Below are 15,601 nucleotides of genomic sequence, written 5' to 3'. Positions count from 1 at the left end.
GGCCGGTCCGGTGGCTCCCGACCGGGTCCCGGCCGGGCGAAGCTCAACCTTTGCGCAAGTTTCGGGGCATTGACGGCCGCTGCAACCGCCAGGTCCATAAGGTCAGGACGTGCCTGACATATCAACGACCATGATCATCGTTCTGTGCGTGGCCGCCGCGGCGGCCGGCTGGATCGACGCGGTGGTGGGCGGCGGGGGCCTGCTGCTCCTGCCCGCCCTGCTGCTCGGCTTGCCGAACGCGCACCCCGCCACCGTCCTCGGCACCAACAAGGCCGTGGCCATCGTCGGCACCGCGGGCGCCGCGGTGACCTACGTGCGCAAGGCCCCGGTGGACGTGAAGCTCGCCGTCCGCATCGGCGCGGCCGCGCTGGCCGGTTCGATGGGCGGCGCCGCGCTCGCCGGAGGCATCAGCAAGGACGCGCTCCGCCCGCTGATCATGGTGGTGCTGGTGGTCGTCGCCGCCTTCGTGCTCTTCCGCCCCGGCTTCGGCACCGCCCCCGCCACCTCGCCCGTCAGCCGCCGGCGGGTGCTGCTGGCCATCGGGCTGGCCGGGCTCGGCATCGGCTTCTACGACGGCCTCATCGGGCCCGGCACCGGCACCTTCCTGGTGCTCGCGCTGACCGCGCTGCTCCACCTCGACCTGGTCACCGCCTCCGCCACTGCCAAGATCGTCAACTGCTGCACCAACGCCGGGGCGCTCGCGATGTTCGCGTACCAGGGCATGGTGCTGTGGCAGCTGGCCGCGCTGATGGCGGTGTTCAACCTGGCCGGAGGCATGATCGGGGCGCGGATGGCCCTGAAGAAGGGCAGCGGCTTCGTCCGCGGCGTGCTGCTGACCGTGGTGGGCGCCCTGGTGGTGAAGCTCGGCCTCGAACAGTGGGGCTGAGCCCGGGACTCAGTAGGTTCCGGTCAGGTGGGCGAAGACCACCACGTTGCCCCGGTATCCGGTACGGGGCGAGAAGCCGCCCCCGCAGGTGATCACCCGTAGCTCGGCGCGCGGCGAAGGGCCGTACACGCGGGAGTCGGGGAAGGCCTTGGCGTCGTAGACCTCGACCGCGTGCACGGTGAACACCGCCGTACGCCCGTCCGCGCGCGGCACCTCGACGGCGGCGCCGCGGCGCAGCGCGCCCAGGTGGTAGAAGACCGCCGGGCCGGTGGCGTGGTCCACGTGCCCGGCGATGACGGCGGTGCCCGCCGCGCCCGGGGTGATGCCCTCGCGGTACCACCCGGCCAGGTCGCGCCGGGCGGGCGGGGGCACTTCGAGGCTGCCGCCCGGGTCCAGGCCGAGGCCCGTGAGCGGGGCGTCGACCCGGATGGAGGGGATCCGGATGCGGGTCGGCGGGGAACCGGCGAGCGGTGCGATCCCGGCGCCCGCTCCATCGGCCCAGGCGGCGGACAGGGCTTCGGCGGGGGAGGGCAGCGGCGGCCCGACCGGCTCGTGGGAACCGCTGGTCACGAGCCATACGCCGACGCAGGCGGCGAGTGCGACGAGGCCGGCGTGGCGGGCGGCGGGCCGGCGCTCGCCCGGCCGCGGGGCCGGACCGGCGTCGGGGCCGCCACCGCGCACCGCTCGGAAATCGCCACCCATGCGTGCCCCCTCGGCTTTCGATTCGGGGTGAATGGCCGTCGCCCGGCCCCGCGAACGGGGGGGACCTCGCGGGGCGGGCGACGGGGGACGGTACCGGTCGGACCGCGGCCGGAGCCGCGGTGGGCGTCCGTCAGCTCAGCGTGCCGCTCGCCCGGCGACGCATGAGCCAGGTACCGCCGACGACGGTCGCGGCCAGTACGGCCGCGCCCGTCGCGATCTTGGCGGGGTCGGTGCCGGTGGTCGTGCCACCACCCACCCCGGTCTGGACGGGGCCCTGCGGGCCGCGTTCGGTGACGACGAGGTCGCCGGTGGCGAACTTGCCGTTCGCGCAGGTCGCGCCGATGCCGTAGGTGCCGGGACGGGTGTCGCGGGAGACGTGGAACTGCCCCACGACCACCTCCTTGTGGGTGCCCGGGACCAGCTTGAAGCGGCCCCCTCCGACCGTCGTGGCGTCTCCCTCGGCATGGCTGCCGCTGCCGCAGGCGGTGGTGTTCACCGTGACCGTGGCGCCGGGGGCGGCGGATTTCGGCCACACCTCCAGCGCGGCGAAGTCCCCCGGCGCGAAGCTCACCATGCCGAGGTCCGCCGCGGCGACCGCACCGGCGACCGGGCCGGTGAACGCGGCGGCGGTCAGCGCGGCGGCGGTGAGCGCGTGGGCGGTGCGTCGGCGCATGGGGGCTCTCCTGTGGACACGGGGTCGTGTTCCCGAGGTAACCCGCCCCACCCGGAGCGCGCCTGCTGATGTCCCGTCAGGAGCACCCGTACGCGCCCACCCCCGGAGCCGTTCGCGCAGGTCAGCGCCGCTGGGGCCGTCACCCCGCCCGAACGCTCCGTCCGGGTGACCCGAGCCTGCGGCCCGGACCGCCCGGCGGTGGACGCAGACCGGCACGGCCGCCCGCGGGCCGTGGCCCGGCGGTGCGTACCGTGGTGTCGTGCGGCGGAAGCCGGGACCCGCGTCCCGGAGCGGAGGGGAAGGAGGGCCCGTGACCTCGGATGTCCGGCCACAGCATCGGGGCGCGCAGCTGCCCTTCTTCGTCTACGGGACCCTGCGTCCCGGCGAGGTCAACCACGGCCTGTTCCTGCGCGGCCGCACGGCCTGCGAGGAGCCGGCGCTGCTGCCGGACGCGGCGCTCTACGACGGCCCCGGCTACCCGTACGCGGTCCACCGCCCCGGCCCCGGCATCGTCGGGGAACTGGTCACGGCGGCCCCCGGTGCCTACGGGGAACTGCTCGTCGCGCTGGACCGGCTGGAGGAGTACGAGGGTCCGGGCCGCCCGGGGAACCTCTACGACCGCACCGCCCGCGAGGTGCTGCGCCCCGACGGCTCCCGCGTCCTGGCGTGGGTCTACCTCGCGTCGCCGCTGCTGGCCCGCGAACTGCGCGGCTCGGGCACGGAGATACCGGGCGGGGACTGGCTCGCACGGGACCTGCCCGGACGGGACCGGGACGAGAGCGCCTAGAGCCCCTCGGCGCCGCGGTTGCGCAGGCGCTGGCCGTACTGCTGGAGGATCCACAGCTCCTCCTGGACGGCGGCCAGCTGCTCGGGCGGGGCCTGCGGGCCGAGCCGGGACAGCGTGCCCTGGACCTCGTGGACCCGGCGGTCGACGGCGCGCAGCCGTACCTGGACCAGCTGGACCCCCGCGTAGATCTCGTCCACCGTCTTCGCGTGGATGGCTTCGACCGCCAGCTCCGTGACGAGCGCGCGGACGGTGTCGTTCGGGGCGGCCGCGCGGACCCGGGCCAGGTAGTCGTCGGCGGTCTGCGAGGCGCCGCCCGCGTCCTGGATGGCCTGGCGCACCGCCGCGTAGGGCGGGGCGGTGAACTCGTCCATGCCGTAGGCGTCGAAGGCCGGGGAGACCAGGGCCGGGCGCTGGAGGGCCAGCTTCAGCAGCTCGCGCTCGGTGCGGTGGGCGGGGCTGCGCAGGTTCAGGGCCGGGCCGCCGGCCGGGCGGTCGGCGGGCGTGGGGGCGGGGGCGGCCTCGGGGGAGGGACGGCCCCTGCCCTGCTGCGGGGGCTGGCTGCCGCGCTCCCGGGCCCAGCGGGCCAGCTGGGCGACCCGCTTGACCACGAACTGCTCGTCGCGGATGCCCAGCATCCCGGCCAGCTGGACCGCCGACTCGTGCTGGATCGCGATGTTCTTGATGTGGGCGACGACCGGGGCCGCCTCGTCGAGCGCGGCCGCCCGCCCGGCCGGGTTCTCCAGGTTGTGCCGGGCCACGATGTGGCGCAGCGCGAACTCGAAGAGCGGGGTCCGGGCCTCCACCAGCCCCGCGACGGCCGCGTCCCCCTGTGCCAGGCGCAGGTCGCACGGGTCCATGCCGCCCGGGGCGATGGTGATGGAGGTCTCGGCGGCGAACTTCTGGTCGTCCTCGAAGGCGCGCAGCGCGGCCTTCTGCCCGGCCGCGTCCCCGTCGAAGGTGAAGATCACCTCGGCGGTGGCGTTGTCCATCAGCAGCCGGCGGAGGATCTTGATGTGGTCCCCGCCGAAGGCGGTGCCGCAGGTGGCGATCGCGGTGGTGACCCCGGCCATGTGGCAGGCCATCACGTCGGTGTAGCCCTCGACGACGACCGCCCGCGAGGTCTTCGCGATCTCCTTCTTCGCCAGGTCGATGCCGTACAGCACCTGGGACTTCTTGTAGATCGCGGTCTCGGGGGTGTTCAGGTACTTGGGGCCGTTGTCGTCGTCGCGCAGCTTGCGCGCGCCGAAGCCGACCACCTCGCCGCTGATGTCGCGGATCGGCCACATCAGGCGGCCGCGGAAGCGGTCGATGGGCTTGCCGCTGCGGCTGTCCTGGGCGAGCCCGGAGGTGATCAGTTCCTTGTCGGTGAAGCCCTTGCCGCGCAGGAAGCGGGTCAGGTGGTCCCAGCCGGCCGGGCTGTAGCCCACGCTGAAGTGGGCGGCCGCGGCCTGGTCGAAGCCGCGCTCGGCCAGGAACTTGCGGCCGATCTCCGCTTCGGGACCGTCCAGCTGGTCGACGTAGAACTGGGCGGCGGCCTTGTGCGCCTCGACCAGCCGGATGCGCTCGCCGCGGCCGCTGGTGCCGGCGGTGTAGCCGCCCTCCTCGTACCGCAGGGTGATGCCGGCCAGGCCGGCCAGGCGCTCGACCGCCTCCGAGAAGGAGAGGTGGTCGATCTTCATGACGAAGTCGAGGGTGTCCCCGCCGGCCTGGCAGCCGAAGCAGTGGTAGAGGCCCTTGCTGGGGCTGACCTGGAAGGACGGGGACTTCTCGTCGTGGAAGGGGCAGAGGCCCTTGAGGTTGCCGCCGCCCGCGTTGCGCAGCTGGAGGTAGTCGGAGACGACGGCGTCGATCGGGACCGCGTCCCGTACCGCCTTCACGTCGTCGTCATTGATCCGTCCTGCCACCCGTGAAGTCTACGGCCGGGCGAGGGCAATCCCGTCAGGCACCCTCCGCCGTGACCAGCGACGCAAGCGGAACATTGGGGTCCGCGAGGGCCTCGCGGTCCACCGGCGCCTTGGACCTGATCAGGGCCTGGATGTGCTCTGTGACGTCCCACACATTCACGTTCATTCCGGCCAGCACCCGTCCCTCCGAGAGCCAGAAGGCGATGAACTCCCGCTTCCCCGCGTCCCCGCGGATCAGCACCTGGTCGTAGCCGCCCGGCGGGGCGTACCCCGAGTACTCCAGGCCCACGTCGTACTGGTCGGAGAAGAAGTACGGCACCCGGTCGTAGCTGACCGGCTGCCCCAGCATCGCCCGCGCGGCGGCCGGACCGCCGTTGAGGGCGTTGGCCCAGTGCTCCACCCGCAGCCGGGTCCCGAGGGCCGGGTGGTGGGCGGCCGCCACGTCCCCGACCGCGAACACGTCCGGATCCGAGGTGCGCAGCGAGGCGTCCACGGCGATCCCGCCGCCGTGCTCCCGGTCGACCAGCGCGAGCCCGGAGGTCTCGGCGAGTGCGGTCCGCGGCGAGGCCCCGATCGCCGCCAGCACCGCGTGCGCCGGGTGCTCCTCCCCGTCGTCCGTACGGGCGGCCAGCACCATCCCGTCGTGGCCCACGATCTCGGTCAGCCGGGCCCCGAAGTGGAAGCGGACCCCGTGGTCGGCGTGCAGGTCCCCGAAGAGCCGGCCGATCTCCGGGCCGAGCACCGCGTGCAGGGGGGTGGCTTCCGGTTCGACCACGGTGACCTCGGCGCCGTACCCGCGCGCCGCGGCGGCCACCTCCAGCCCGATCCAGCCCGCGCCCGCGATCAGCAGGTGGCCGTTGTCCCGGCCGAGACCGGCCAGTACGCCGCGCAGCCGTTCGGCGTGGGCGAGCCGCCGCAGGTGGTGCACCCCGGCCAGGTCCGTGCCCGGGACGTCCAGGCGGCGCGGCTCGGCGCCGGTGGCCAGCAGCAGCTTGTCGTAGTGCAGCACGGTGCCGTCGCCGAGGACCACCTTCTTCGCGTCCCGGTCCAGCTGCACCGCCGGCTGGCCCAGGTGCAGCTCGATGTCGGAGCGCGCGTACCAGGACGGCTCGTGGACGAAGACGCTGTCCCGCTCCTCCTTCCCCATCAGGTAGCCCTTGGACAGCGGCGGCCGCTCGTAGGGGTGCTCGCGCTCGTCGCCGATCAGGATCACCCGCCCCGTGAACCCCTCGGCCCTCAGTGTTTCGGCCGCCTTTGCCCCGGCGAGCCCCGCGCCCACGATGACGAACGTCCGGTGTGCGTCGACCACCTGATGCCTCCTCATAACCTCTCCGCCACATGCGACCACATGCGAGCGTCCCGCACTGAGCCTGCCGCGTGAAGGGGGAGTGTCTCGATCAGCTCACTCTTCGGCGCGTCGCGTGCGCCTGGTGAGGCGCGCGTGCAAGGAACGGGCGGATGCGTCGGTCAGACACGCGATCTGGTCGATGACCGCCCGTTTCCTGGCCTTGTCGTCCGCGGCCGCGTCGAAGATCGCCCGGAACTGGGGGTCCAGGCCCTCCGGGGCGCGGGCGCTCAGCGCCTCCGCGAGTTCGGCCAGGACGATGCGCTGGTCGGCCCGGATCCGCTCCTGCTCGTCGCGCTGCATGACGTACAGGTCGGCGACCGCCTTGAGCACCGCGCACTCGTTGCGCGCCTCGCGCGGGACCACCAACTCCGCCGCGTAGCGGGTGAGGCGGCCCGAGCCGTACGCCTCGCGGGTGGCGCCCTCGGCGGCCAGGCAGAACCGGCCGATCAGCTGGCTGGTGGCGTCCTTCAGCCGGGCCTGGGCGACGGCCGAACCGTCGTACCCGTGCGGCCACCACTCCTGCTCCATCAAACGGTCGAGGGCCGCGCGCAGTTCCTCCGGCTCGGTGTCCGCGGGCACGTACCGGCCGATCGCGACCCGCCAGATCGCGGCCCGCTCGGGCTCGGCGAAGAGGAGGTTGGGGTCCAGGTGTCCGGCGTGCAGGCCGTCCTCGAAGTCGTGCACGGAGTACGCGACGTCGTCCGCCCAGTCCATGACCTGAGCCTCGAAGCACTTGCGGTCCGCGGGCGCGCCGCGGCGCAGCCAGGCGAAGACGGGCAGGTCGTCCTCGTACGCCCCGAACTTCACCGAGCCCGGGTCGGTGGGGTGGTCCCCGCGGGCCCACGGGTACTTGGTGGCGGCGTCCAGGCAGGCCCGGGTGAGGTTGAGGCCGACGCTGACGAGCTCGCCCGTCGCCGGATCGGGCACGAAGCGCTTGGGCTCCAGCCGGGTCAGCAGGCGCAGCGACTGGGCGTTGCCCTCGAAGCCGCCGCAGTCCTTCGCGAACTCGTTGAGCGCCTCCTCGCCGTTGTGCCCGAAGGGCGGGTGGCCCATGTCGTGCGAGAGGCAGGCGGCCTCGACGAGATCGGGGTCGCAGCCGAGGGCCGCGCCGAGCTCGCGGCCGACCTGCGCGCACTCCAGGGAGTGCGTCAGGCGGGTGCGCGGGCTCGCGTCCCAGTCGTAGGAGCGGCTGCCCGGGGCGACGACCTGGGTCTTCCCGGCGAGCCGGCGCAGGGCGGCGGAATGCAGCACGCGGGCACGGTCGCGCTGGAAGGCGGTGCGCCCCGGTTGTTTGTCCGGTTCGGTGGACCAACGCTCGGTGGCGGTGGGGCCGTAGAGAGCTTCGAGGCGGGACGGGTCTGCGGGGGCGTGAGCGGTGCCTTCCATAATGAGACGTTAACCGGAGACACCGACAATCCGAGCAATCCGACCGAACACGCTGCTCAGGCAGTGGCCAGTTCCCGATGGGCGGAGCGCAGCGCGAGGGCCTCGTCGTAGCGCTGGAGGACGAGGCGGGCCAGCGCCGGGTGGGCGCCGAGCGGGGCGGCGGCCGGGCCGGGCGCTGCGGCGGCGCACTGCGAGGCGAACCGGCCGGGGCAGGCGAAGTACGAGGCGACCGCGGCCCGGTGCCGGCCGCGCGCGGCCAGCGCGCGGACGGCCTCGGGCACGGTGGGTCCGCTTCCGGAGGCGTAGGCGGCGACGACCGGCACCCCGCCCAGCCGTTCGGACAGCAGCGCGGCCGTGCGGCGGGTGTCGGTGGCGGAATCGGGGTCGCGGGACCCGGCCGCCGCGAGGACCACCGCAGGACGCCCGGTCCCGGCCGAGCCCCAGCCGGCCTCCAGGAGCCGTTCGTACAGGGCCTCGACGAGCAGCGGGTGCGGGCCGAGGGGGGCGGCGACGGAGGTCCTGAGGTGCGTGGCCCGGGCGGCCGCCGCGGGGAGGTCGCGCTTGACGTGGTGACCGCGCCCGAGCAGCAGCGGTACGAGCACCGCCGCACCCGAGGCCGCGCGCAGGGTGTCGGGGAGGAGGGGCTGGTTCAGCTCGATGTGCCCGAGCCGGACGTCGAGCCGGGGGCGGAGCTCGCGGACCCGTTCCAGAAGGGCTCCCGCGGTGAGCAGGGCGCGCGGGTCGCGGCTGCCGTGGGCCACGGCGACGAGGGTGGGGTGCATGGGGCGGCTCCGTGGTGGCGGGCGCGGGGCGGGCGCAGCCCGCTGAGCTGCGTGCCGAGCTGGGCGGTGAACCGGGTCAGCAGTTCGGCCGCGGTGTCGAGGGGCAGGGAGAGCAGTTCGGGAGGGTGCACCGGCTCCGTCATGGACCGATCCTGCGCGCCGGAGGTTGCCTGGGCGTTGCGGCCGGGTGACGTGTGTTTACCGGGACCTCACTCGATCATTCGTACGGGTGAAAGGTGGCGGGGGCGGAACTGGCGGCCGGGGGCGGTTCGTCAATGTGTGCGAACGACGTGTGAGGCGCGGGGCGCGAGGGGGAGTCATGAAGATGCCGAAGTGGACGGCGGGGCGTACGGCGAAGCGGATGCCGAAGCGGGTGCCGGGGCGGGTGCCGGGCTGGATGCGGGGCCGGGCGCTGCGGAGCGTGCGGGGCAGGCGCCGGGCCGTGCAGACCGTGATGGCCGGCTGCGTGCTCGCGCTGCTGCCGTCGGCCTGGACGCACGCGACGGCGGCGGACCGGCTGCGGACCACGGCCACGGCGCCCCCGGCGGAGGTGGCCGTCGTGTTCGGGGCGGGCCTGTGGCAGGGGCGGCCCACCCCCTACCTGGCCGACCGGCTCGACGCCGCGGCCGAGCTGTACCGCACCGGCAAGGTCAAGGTCGTGCTGGTCACCGGCGACAACAGCCGCGAGGAGTACGACGAACCCGACGCGATGCGCACCTACCTCACCGGGCTGGGGGTGCCGGACGCGCAGATCGTCAGCGACTACGCGGGCTTCGACACCTGGGACTCGTGCGTCCGGGCCAAGGAGATATTCGGGGTCGACCGCGCGGTCCTGATCAGCCAGGGCTTCCACATACGCCGGGCCGTGGCCCTGTGCCAGGCGGCGGGCGTGGAGGCGTACGGGGTCGGCGTGGCCGACGTGCACGACGCCACCTGGTACTACGGCGGGGCCCGCGAGGTCTTCGCGGCGGGCAAGGCGGCGGTGGATGCGGCGCTCAAGCCCGCGCCGCGGTTCCTGGGGCCGAAGGAGGAAGGGGTGTCGCGCGCGCTGGCCGCTCTGACAGACTGACGGCGCCATCGGCTATGCCGATTAGTCATATGCGAGTCTGTCGGACCGAGAACAGGGGTGTGCACCGTGGCTGTTGTGGATCTGAGCGGCAAGGTCGTCGTCATCACCGGGGGAGCCCGCGGCCTGGGCGCGGCGGCCGCACAGGCCGTCGTGGACGGCGGCGGCCAGGTGCTGATCACCGACGTCCTGGAGGCGGAGGGCGCCGATACCGCTGCGAAGCTCGGTGGCGCGGCGCGGTTCCTGCGGCACGACGTGACGAGCGAGAGCGACTGGCAGGCGGCCCTGGACCACGCCGTGGCCGAGTTCGGCCGCATCGACGGCCTCGTGAACAACGCGGGCATATCCACCGGCCAGTTCCTGGAGCACGAGAGCGTCGAGCACTTCCGCCAGGTCGTGGAGATCAACCTGGTCGGTGTGTTCATCGGCATCAAGACTGCGATCCCGATGCTGCGGGCCGGCGGAGGCGGCTCCATCGTCAACATCTCCTCCGCGGCGGGCCTGACCGGTCTCGCGCTCACCGCCGGGTACGGCGCCTCGAAGTGGGGTGTGCGCGGCCTGTCGAAGATCGGCGCGGTCGAGCTCGCCGAAGCGGGCATCCGCGTCAACTCGGTCCACCCCGGCATGACCCTGACCCCGATGACCGCACCCATCGGCATCCAGGCGGGCGAGGGCAACTACCCCGGCACCCCGCTGGGCCGCGTGGGCGCCCCCGAGGAGATCGCCGCGGCCGTGGCCTTCCTGCTCTCGGACGCGGCCGCCTACATGACGGGAGCCGAGCTCGCGGTCGACGGCGGCTGGACCGCGGGCCTCACGGTGAAGTACCTGACCGGCCGGTGACCGGGCCGCGGCGCCCGCCTCCGGGCGGCGCTCGGGCACGGCCCTCCGCATGCGGGTCCTCGACGTAGTCGGCGGCCGGATCGTGTACGGGGAGATCGTCGGCCGGCCCCCGGTGCGCCCGGCCTCACCGGGGTCCGCGGGCACCGCTGAGGCCGAACATCCCCAGTCGTAACGCGGGACGGCGGCGGGCGTAACACCGCAGACCCACGCTGGCGTCCATGCACACCCCGGAAGCCGCCCTCACCGCCACGCACTGTCCGTACTGCGCGCTGCAGTGCGGGATGAACCTCCGCCCCGAACCGGGCGGCGGCAGCGTGACGGTGGAAGAACGCGCGGACTTCCCCGTGAACCGGGGCGCGCTGTGCGGCAAGGGCCGCACCGCACCCGCCGTGCTCTCCTCCCGGGTGCGCCTGACCGGTCCGCTCGTCCGCACCCACGCCGGGCAGCTGGAACCGGCCACCTGGGAGGAGGCCCTCGACGCCGTCGCCGAGGGCCTCGCCCGCACGGGGCGCGCCCACGGACCGGACGCCGTCGGGGTCTTCGGCGGCGGCGGACTCACCAACGAGAAGGCGTACGCGCTCGGCAAGTTCGCCCGGGTCGCCCTGCGGACCTCGCAGATCGACTACAACGGCCGCTTCTGCATGTCCTCGGCCGCCGCCGCCCACCAGAGGGCCTTCGGCCTCGACCGCGGACTGCCCTTCCCGCTGGAGGACATCCCCCGCACCGGCTGCGTGATCCTCGTCGGCTCCAACCTCGCCGAGACCATGCCGCCCGCCCTGCGCTACCTCACCGAGCTCAAGGCCAACGGCGGCACCCTGATCGTCATCGACCCGCGCCGCACCCGTACCGCCGAGCAGGCCGACCTGCACCTGGCCCCCCGCCCCGGTACCGACCTCGCGCTCGCCCTCGGCCTGCTGCACCTGATCGTGGCGGAGGGGCGCACGGACGAGGAGTTCATCGCGGCCCGGACCACCGGCTGGGAGGAGACCCGGGCCGCCGCCATGGCCCACTGGCCCGAGCTGGTCGAACGCATCACCGGGGTGCCCGTCCCCCGGCTGCGCGAGGCGGTCTCCCTGTTCTGCGAGCCGTCCTCCGCGATGGTGCTCACCGCACGGGGCCCGGAGCAGCAGTCCAAGGGCACCGACACCGTCGGCGCCTGGATCAACCTGTGCCTGGCCACCGGCCGGGCCGGCCGCCCGCTCTCCGGCTACGGATGCCTCACCGGCCAGGGCAACGGCCAGGGCGGCCGCGAGCACGGCCAGAAGGCCGACCAGCTCCCCGGCTACCGCAAGCTGACCGACCCCGAGGCCCGGGCGCACGTCGCCGGGGTCTGGGGCGTGGACCCCGACTCCCTCCCGGGCCCGGGCCGCAGCGCCTACGAACTCCTCGACGCCCTCGGCACGGACGTCCGGGCCCTGCTGCTGATGGGCTCCAACCCGGTGGTGTCGGCGCCCCGCGCCGCGCACATCGAGGAGCGCATCCGCTCGCTCGACTTCCTCGCGGTGGCCGATGTGGTGCTCTCCGAGACGGCCGCCCTCGCCGACGTGGTCCTGCCCGTCACCCAGTGGGCGGAGGAGACGGGCACCACCACGAACCTGGAGGGCCGCGTCCTGCTGCGCCGCCGGGCCCTGACCCCGCCGCCCGGGGTCCGCACCGACCTGGAGGTCCTGCACGGCCTGGCCGGCCGCCTGGGCGTCGAGAAGGGCTTCCCGACCGACCCCGAGGAGGTCTTCGAAGAACTGCGCCGCGCCTCGGCCGGTGGCCCCGCGGACTACTCGGGCATCTCCTACGCCCGCATCGAGACGGAACAGGGCGTCTTCTGGCCCTGCCCCGAACCGCTCCCCGAGGCCGAACCGTCCCCCGAGGCCGCAGGACCGGCTCCCGAACCCGCGGCCGCGCACCCTGGCACCCCCCGGCTCTTCCTCGACGCCTTCGCCACCGACGACGGCCGGGCCCGCTTCGTCCCCGTCTCGCACCGGGACGCCGCCGAGGTCCCCGACGCCCAGTACCCGGTCCTGCTCACCACCGGCCGGGTCGTCGCCCAGTACCAGTCCGGGGCCCAGACCCGCCGCGTGGACGAGCTCAACGCGGCTGCGCCCGGCCCTTTCGTGGAGATCCACCCCCGTCTCGCCGCCCGCATCGGCGCGGTCGACGGCAGCCCCCTGGCCGTCGTCTCCCGCCGGGGCCGCGCGGTGGCCCCGGCCCGCATCACGGACGCCATCCGCGCGGACACGGTCTTCATGCCCTTCCACTGGCCCGGCGAGGGCCGCGCCAACACCCTGACCAACCCGGCCCTCGACCCGGTCTCCCGCATGCCGGAGTTCAAGGTCTGCGCGGTCCGCGTCGAACCGGCCTAGCCGCGCTCGCCGAAGGTCGGCGCCAGCGCCACGGCCAGGCGGCGTACGTACGCACCGGCGCCCGCACCGGCGTCGATCTCCGGGTACTCCCGGGCGAAATCCGCCCATTCGCGCAGGTCGAGGTCCTCGAAGGTGCTCAGGTTCAGGGGGGCGAGGACGTCACCGGCCTGCCACTCGCCGGACTGCCGGAACACCGTTTCCAGCAGCGGGTACGGCAAGGTGCAGTCCTCGGCGAGCAGTACCGCGTCGTAGAGGTCCTTGCCCTGCGGGTACAGGTCGGTCGCCAGCCACAGCAGCTTCCAGGCCAGGGAGAGTTCCTTCGTCGCACCGAGCAGCCCGGCGCCGGCGGCGTCGGACCGCGCGGGCGCGACGGGCAGTGCCTCGTGGAAGACGAAGTCCAGCTGTACGTGGCCGCCGGGCAGTCCCGGTGCGGACCACGGCAGGACCAGCCGGTGGCCCGGGACCCGTTCGTACGTCCAGATGTACTCCGAGACCGCCTCCGAGGCCGGCATGGCCAGCCCTCCGTGCTCCGCGGCGGCCCGCTCGGCGGCCGAGGCGACCGCGTCCAGCATCCGGCGGGTCCGGGGTTCCTCGATCCGCCACTCCTGCGGCACCACCACGAAGTCGAGGTCGTGCGGCGCGCGCGCCGTCCCCGGGTACCAGCCGGACAGCAGCATGCTGCCGCGCAGTACCAGCGACCCGGCCCACCCGGACGAGGCGACCGCCCGCAGGGTCACGGCCAGCGCCGTACGCCGTGCCGCCTGCCAGCGGACGCGCACCGCCGGGTCGGGGACCACCTCGTCGGTGGGCCGGTAGGCGCCGTCGAAGTGCTTGAGCGCCGGATCGAACACGCGGTGCCGCGCGGCCGCTTCACCCACCCCCGCGGTGAGCGTGGACGGCAGCTGCGTCTTGCGGCGCTTCCGGTCGGCAGCGGGTTCCCGGATGTCGTCCGGCCCGCCAGGAATCGACGGCTTCCACGGCTCGTCGGCAGAGCTCATCACGCGTTCCCCTCCTCGATCCATCCGTCGTCCACGGACAGGTCACTGTCGTACAGCACGAACTCCCGCTCCTCCGAGTGGATTTCGTACCCCGCCGAGCCGAGCGCGGCCGTCAGTGCGTCGCAGGCCGCCCCCGCCCGCTCCGCAGGGACCCCCCGGCAGCGTTGGGTCACGAACCGCTCGTGCCCGCCGTCCGGCAGCACCCGGCGGGCGTTCCACGAGACGTGCGCCGAGTGCCGTACCGCCAGGTCCTCCAGGGCCGCGCGGTCGTAGTGCGGCGGGAGACGGAGCTTCAGGTGGTGCTCGAAGTAGCCGCCGCCCGGGCCCGGGCGGTCCGAGGTCCAGGGGACCGTCTCCACCTTGACCCGGACCGGGTCGAAGCCGGCCTCCCGCAGCTGGGGCAGCAGGCGCTCGTGGCCCGTGCGGTCCCGCAGCGTCAGCATCGGCTGCGACACCATCCGGCCCCGCGCCAGCACGATGTGGGTGACCTTCAACTCCCGCGCCCCGGCCCAGGCGTCGAGGCGTTCCAGCTCCGCCCCGTTCGCGCAGTGCACCGTCACGTGGGTCTCGTACTCAGGCATGGAGCCGATCGTCTCGGACATGCGTCCGGTGCGCATCGGGATTCTTCCCGGCGGGTAACCATCCGGTCACGCACCGGACTCAGAAAGTGCTCGCACGCCCCTCGTGGCCGCCCTGTGTCGTGCCCCACACTGAGTGCGGTGCCCCCGTCCTCGGAGCCCTGGAGGTCGCCCCCGTGCAGACCGAGATCCTGACCGTGAACGTGAACGTGAGCGAGTCCTCGGAGGCCGAAGAGGCCGGGACAGAGGCCGAAGCCGTGGACGAAGAGCCCGAGGTGCTGGAACTCGTCGAACCGGTGCCCGTACAGCGCCGGCGCAGCAGCGACAGCAGCAGCGGAGCGGGCCCCTCCGCCGACCTCTTCCGGCAGTACCTGCGCGAGATAGGCAGGATCCCGCTGCTCACGGCAGTGGAGGAGGTCGACCTCGCGCGGCGCGTCGAGGCGGGCCTGTTCGCCGAGGAGAAGCTCGCCGGGTCCTGCGACCTCGACTCGCAGCTGGCCCTGGACCTCGACAAGCTCGTCGTCATGGGACGGATGGCCAAGCGCCGCCTCATCGAGTCGAACCTGCGGCTCGTCGTCTCCGTCGCGAAGCGGTACGTCGGCCGCGGGCTCACCATGCTCGACCTGGTGCAGGAGGGGAACCTCGGACTCATCCGGGCCGTCGAGAAGTTCGACTACGCCCGCGGCTACAAGTTCTCGACCTACGCCACCTGGTGGATCCGCCAGGCGATGTCCCGGGCCCTCGCCGACCAGGCCCGGACCATCCGCGTGCCCGTGCACGTCGTCGAGCTGATCAACCGCGTCGTCCGCGTCCAGCGCCGCATGCTCCAGGAGCGCGGGTACGAACCCACCGCCGAGGAGGTCGCCGTCCACCTGGAGCTGACCCCCGAGCGGGTCATGGAGGTGCTGCGCCTCGCGCAGGAGCCGGTCTCCCTGCACGCCCCGGTGGGCGAGGAGGACGACGTGGCCCTCGGCGACCTCATCGAGGACGGCGACGCGGCGTCCCCCGTCGAGTCCGCCGCGTTCTTCCTGCTGCGCGAGCACCTGGAAGCGGTGCTGTCCACGCTGGGGGAGCGGGAGCGCAAGGTCGTCCAGCTCCGGTACGGACTCGCCGACGGGCGGCCCCGCACCCTGGAGGAGATCGGGCGGATCTTCGGCGTGACCCGTGAGCGGATCCGGCAGATCGAGTCCAAGACCCTCAACAAACTGCGGGACCACGCCTTCGCCGACCAGCTCCGGGGGTATCTGGATTGACGGTGAGGGGCGCCCCGCAGGGCGCCCCCGTCCGATCCGTT

Annotated in this window: 14 protein-coding genes; 6 read left to right on the top strand and 8 right to left on the bottom strand. The window is 73.8% G+C overall.

Annotated features, from left to right (window positions below; translation table 11 throughout):
* Positions 1–109 precede the first annotated feature (109 nt).
* Entirely contained in the window at positions 110–886 is a 777-nt protein-coding gene (locus IO30_RS0137670) for a sulfite exporter TauE/SafE family protein (protein WP_031150839.1), read from the top strand.
* Between the two features lie 9 nt (positions 887–895).
* On the opposite strand, the gene IO30_RS0137665 is transcribed toward IO30_RS0137670, so the two are convergent.
* The gene (locus IO30_RS0137665; protein WP_078904931.1) at positions 896–1,588 is read right to left on the bottom strand and encodes a class F sortase; all 693 of its coding nucleotides are present in this window, start codon (positions 1,586–1,588) and stop codon (positions 896–898) included.
* 130 nt (positions 1,589–1,718) lie between these two features.
* Positions 1,719–2,261, bottom strand: a complete 543-nt coding sequence (locus IO30_RS0137660; RefSeq protein WP_167347313.1) for a hypothetical protein — start codon at positions 2,259–2,261, stop codon at positions 1,719–1,721.
* A 310-nt stretch (positions 2,262–2,571) separates the two neighbouring features.
* Between IO30_RS0137660 and IO30_RS0137655 the strand changes: the two genes are divergently transcribed.
* Positions 2,572–3,048, top strand: a complete 477-nt coding sequence (locus IO30_RS0137655) for a gamma-glutamylcyclotransferase family protein (protein WP_051902831.1) — start codon at positions 2,572–2,574, stop codon at positions 3,046–3,048.
* Here the strand turns inward: IO30_RS0137655 and dnaG are convergent.
* The 4 genes from dnaG to IO30_RS41485 all read right to left on the bottom strand — a co-directional run bounded on the left by dnaG (position 3,045) and on the right by IO30_RS41485 (position 8,468).
* The gene (dnaG, locus tag IO30_RS0137650) at positions 3,045–4,952 is read right to left on the bottom strand and encodes a DNA primase (RefSeq protein ID WP_031150831.1); all 1,908 of its coding nucleotides are present in this window, start codon (positions 4,950–4,952) and stop codon (positions 3,045–3,047) included. The genes IO30_RS0137655 and dnaG overlap by 4 nt on opposite strands.
* Before the next feature lie 34 nt (positions 4,953–4,986).
* Positions 4,987–6,261 carry an NAD(P)/FAD-dependent oxidoreductase gene (locus tag IO30_RS0137645; protein WP_031150829.1) on the bottom strand — a complete coding sequence of 425 codons (1,275 nt, stop codon included), beginning with the start codon at positions 6,259–6,261 and terminating at the stop codon, positions 4,987–4,989.
* A 93-nt stretch (positions 6,262–6,354) separates the two neighbouring features.
* Positions 6,355–7,686, bottom strand: a complete 1,332-nt coding sequence (locus IO30_RS0137640; RefSeq protein WP_031150827.1) for a deoxyguanosinetriphosphate triphosphohydrolase — start codon at positions 7,684–7,686, stop codon at positions 6,355–6,357.
* A 56-nt stretch (positions 7,687–7,742) separates the two neighbouring features.
* Positions 7,743–8,468, bottom strand: coding sequence for a sirohydrochlorin chelatase (locus IO30_RS41485; RefSeq protein ID WP_051859419.1), 726 nt, complete (start codon positions 8,466–8,468; stop codon positions 7,743–7,745).
* A gap of 397 nt (positions 8,469–8,865) precedes the next feature.
* Between IO30_RS41485 and IO30_RS0137630 the strand changes: the two genes are divergently transcribed.
* The 3 genes from IO30_RS0137630 to IO30_RS0137620 all read left to right on the top strand — a co-directional run bounded on the left by IO30_RS0137630 (position 8,866) and on the right by IO30_RS0137620 (position 12,731).
* The gene (locus IO30_RS0137630) at positions 8,866–9,537 is read left to right on the top strand and encodes a SanA/YdcF family protein (protein WP_373316550.1); all 672 of its coding nucleotides are present in this window, start codon (positions 8,866–8,868) and stop codon (positions 9,535–9,537) included.
* Between the two features lie 66 nt (positions 9,538–9,603).
* Positions 9,604–10,374, top strand: coding sequence for a glucose 1-dehydrogenase (locus IO30_RS0137625; RefSeq protein WP_031150823.1), 771 nt, complete (start codon positions 9,604–9,606; stop codon positions 10,372–10,374).
* A gap of 218 nt (positions 10,375–10,592) precedes the next feature.
* A complete protein-coding gene (locus tag IO30_RS0137620; protein ID WP_031150821.1) occupies positions 10,593–12,731 on the top strand; it encodes a molybdopterin oxidoreductase family protein in 2,139 nt (712 codons plus the stop codon).
* Here IO30_RS0137620 and IO30_RS0137615 read toward each other — a convergent pair.
* Both IO30_RS0137615 and IO30_RS0137610 read right to left on the bottom strand, forming a co-directional pair.
* Complete coding sequence (locus IO30_RS0137615; protein ID WP_031150819.1) at positions 12,728–13,729, bottom strand: nucleotidyl transferase AbiEii/AbiGii toxin family protein; 1,002 nt, start codon at positions 13,727–13,729, stop codon at positions 12,728–12,730. The genes IO30_RS0137620 and IO30_RS0137615 overlap by 4 nt on opposite strands.
* Positions 13,729–14,310 carry a hypothetical protein gene (locus IO30_RS0137610; RefSeq protein WP_107065132.1) on the bottom strand — a complete coding sequence of 194 codons (582 nt, stop codon included), beginning with the start codon at positions 14,308–14,310 and terminating at the stop codon, positions 13,729–13,731. Before IO30_RS0137610 ends, IO30_RS0137615 begins: the two co-directional genes overlap by 1 nt.
* Before the next feature lie 206 nt (positions 14,311–14,516).
* Here IO30_RS0137610 and IO30_RS0137605 point away from each other — a divergent pair, with 206 nt between their 5' ends.
* Entirely contained in the window at positions 14,517–15,560 is a 1,044-nt protein-coding gene (locus IO30_RS0137605; RefSeq protein WP_234321751.1) for an RNA polymerase sigma factor, read from the top strand.
* Positions 15,561–15,601 lie beyond the last annotated feature (41 nt).

This window comes from Streptomyces xanthophaeus (genome assembly GCF_000725805.1).
Classification (GTDB): domain Bacteria; phylum Actinomycetota; class Actinomycetes; order Streptomycetales; family Streptomycetaceae; genus Streptomyces; species Streptomyces xanthophaeus.
Note: the sequence above shows the minus strand (reverse complement) of the source record. Positions and strands in the feature narration are given on the sequence as shown.

Excerpts from the sequence above, each read along its gene's own strand:
- IO30_RS0137665 (WP_078904931.1), bottom strand. The coding sequence starts at position 1,588 with ATGGGTGGCGATTTCCGAGCGGTGCGCGGTGGCGGCCCCGACGCCGGT.
- IO30_RS0137660 (WP_167347313.1), bottom strand. The coding sequence starts at position 2,261 with ATGCGCCGACGCACCGCCCACGCGCTCACCGCCGCCGCGCTGACCGCC.
- IO30_RS0137640 (WP_031150827.1), bottom strand. The coding sequence starts at position 7,686 with ATGGAAGGCACCGCTCACGCCCCCGCAGACCCGTCCCGCCTCGAAGCT.
- IO30_RS41485 (WP_051859419.1), bottom strand. The coding sequence starts at position 8,468 with ATGCACCCCACCCTCGTCGCCGTGGCCCACGGCAGCCGCGACCCGCGC.
- IO30_RS0137630 (WP_373316550.1), top strand. The coding sequence starts at position 8,866 with ATGCGGGGCCGGGCGCTGCGGAGCGTGCGGGGCAGGCGCCGGGCCGTG.
- IO30_RS0137620 (WP_031150821.1), top strand. The coding sequence starts at position 10,593 with ATGCACACCCCGGAAGCCGCCCTCACCGCCACGCACTGTCCGTACTGC.
- IO30_RS0137615 (WP_031150819.1), bottom strand. The coding sequence starts at position 13,729 with ATGAGCTCTGCCGACGAGCCGTGGAAGCCGTCGATTCCTGGCGGGCCG.
- IO30_RS0137610 (WP_107065132.1), bottom strand. The coding sequence starts at position 14,310 with ATGCCTGAGTACGAGACCCACGTGACGGTGCACTGCGCGAACGGGGCG.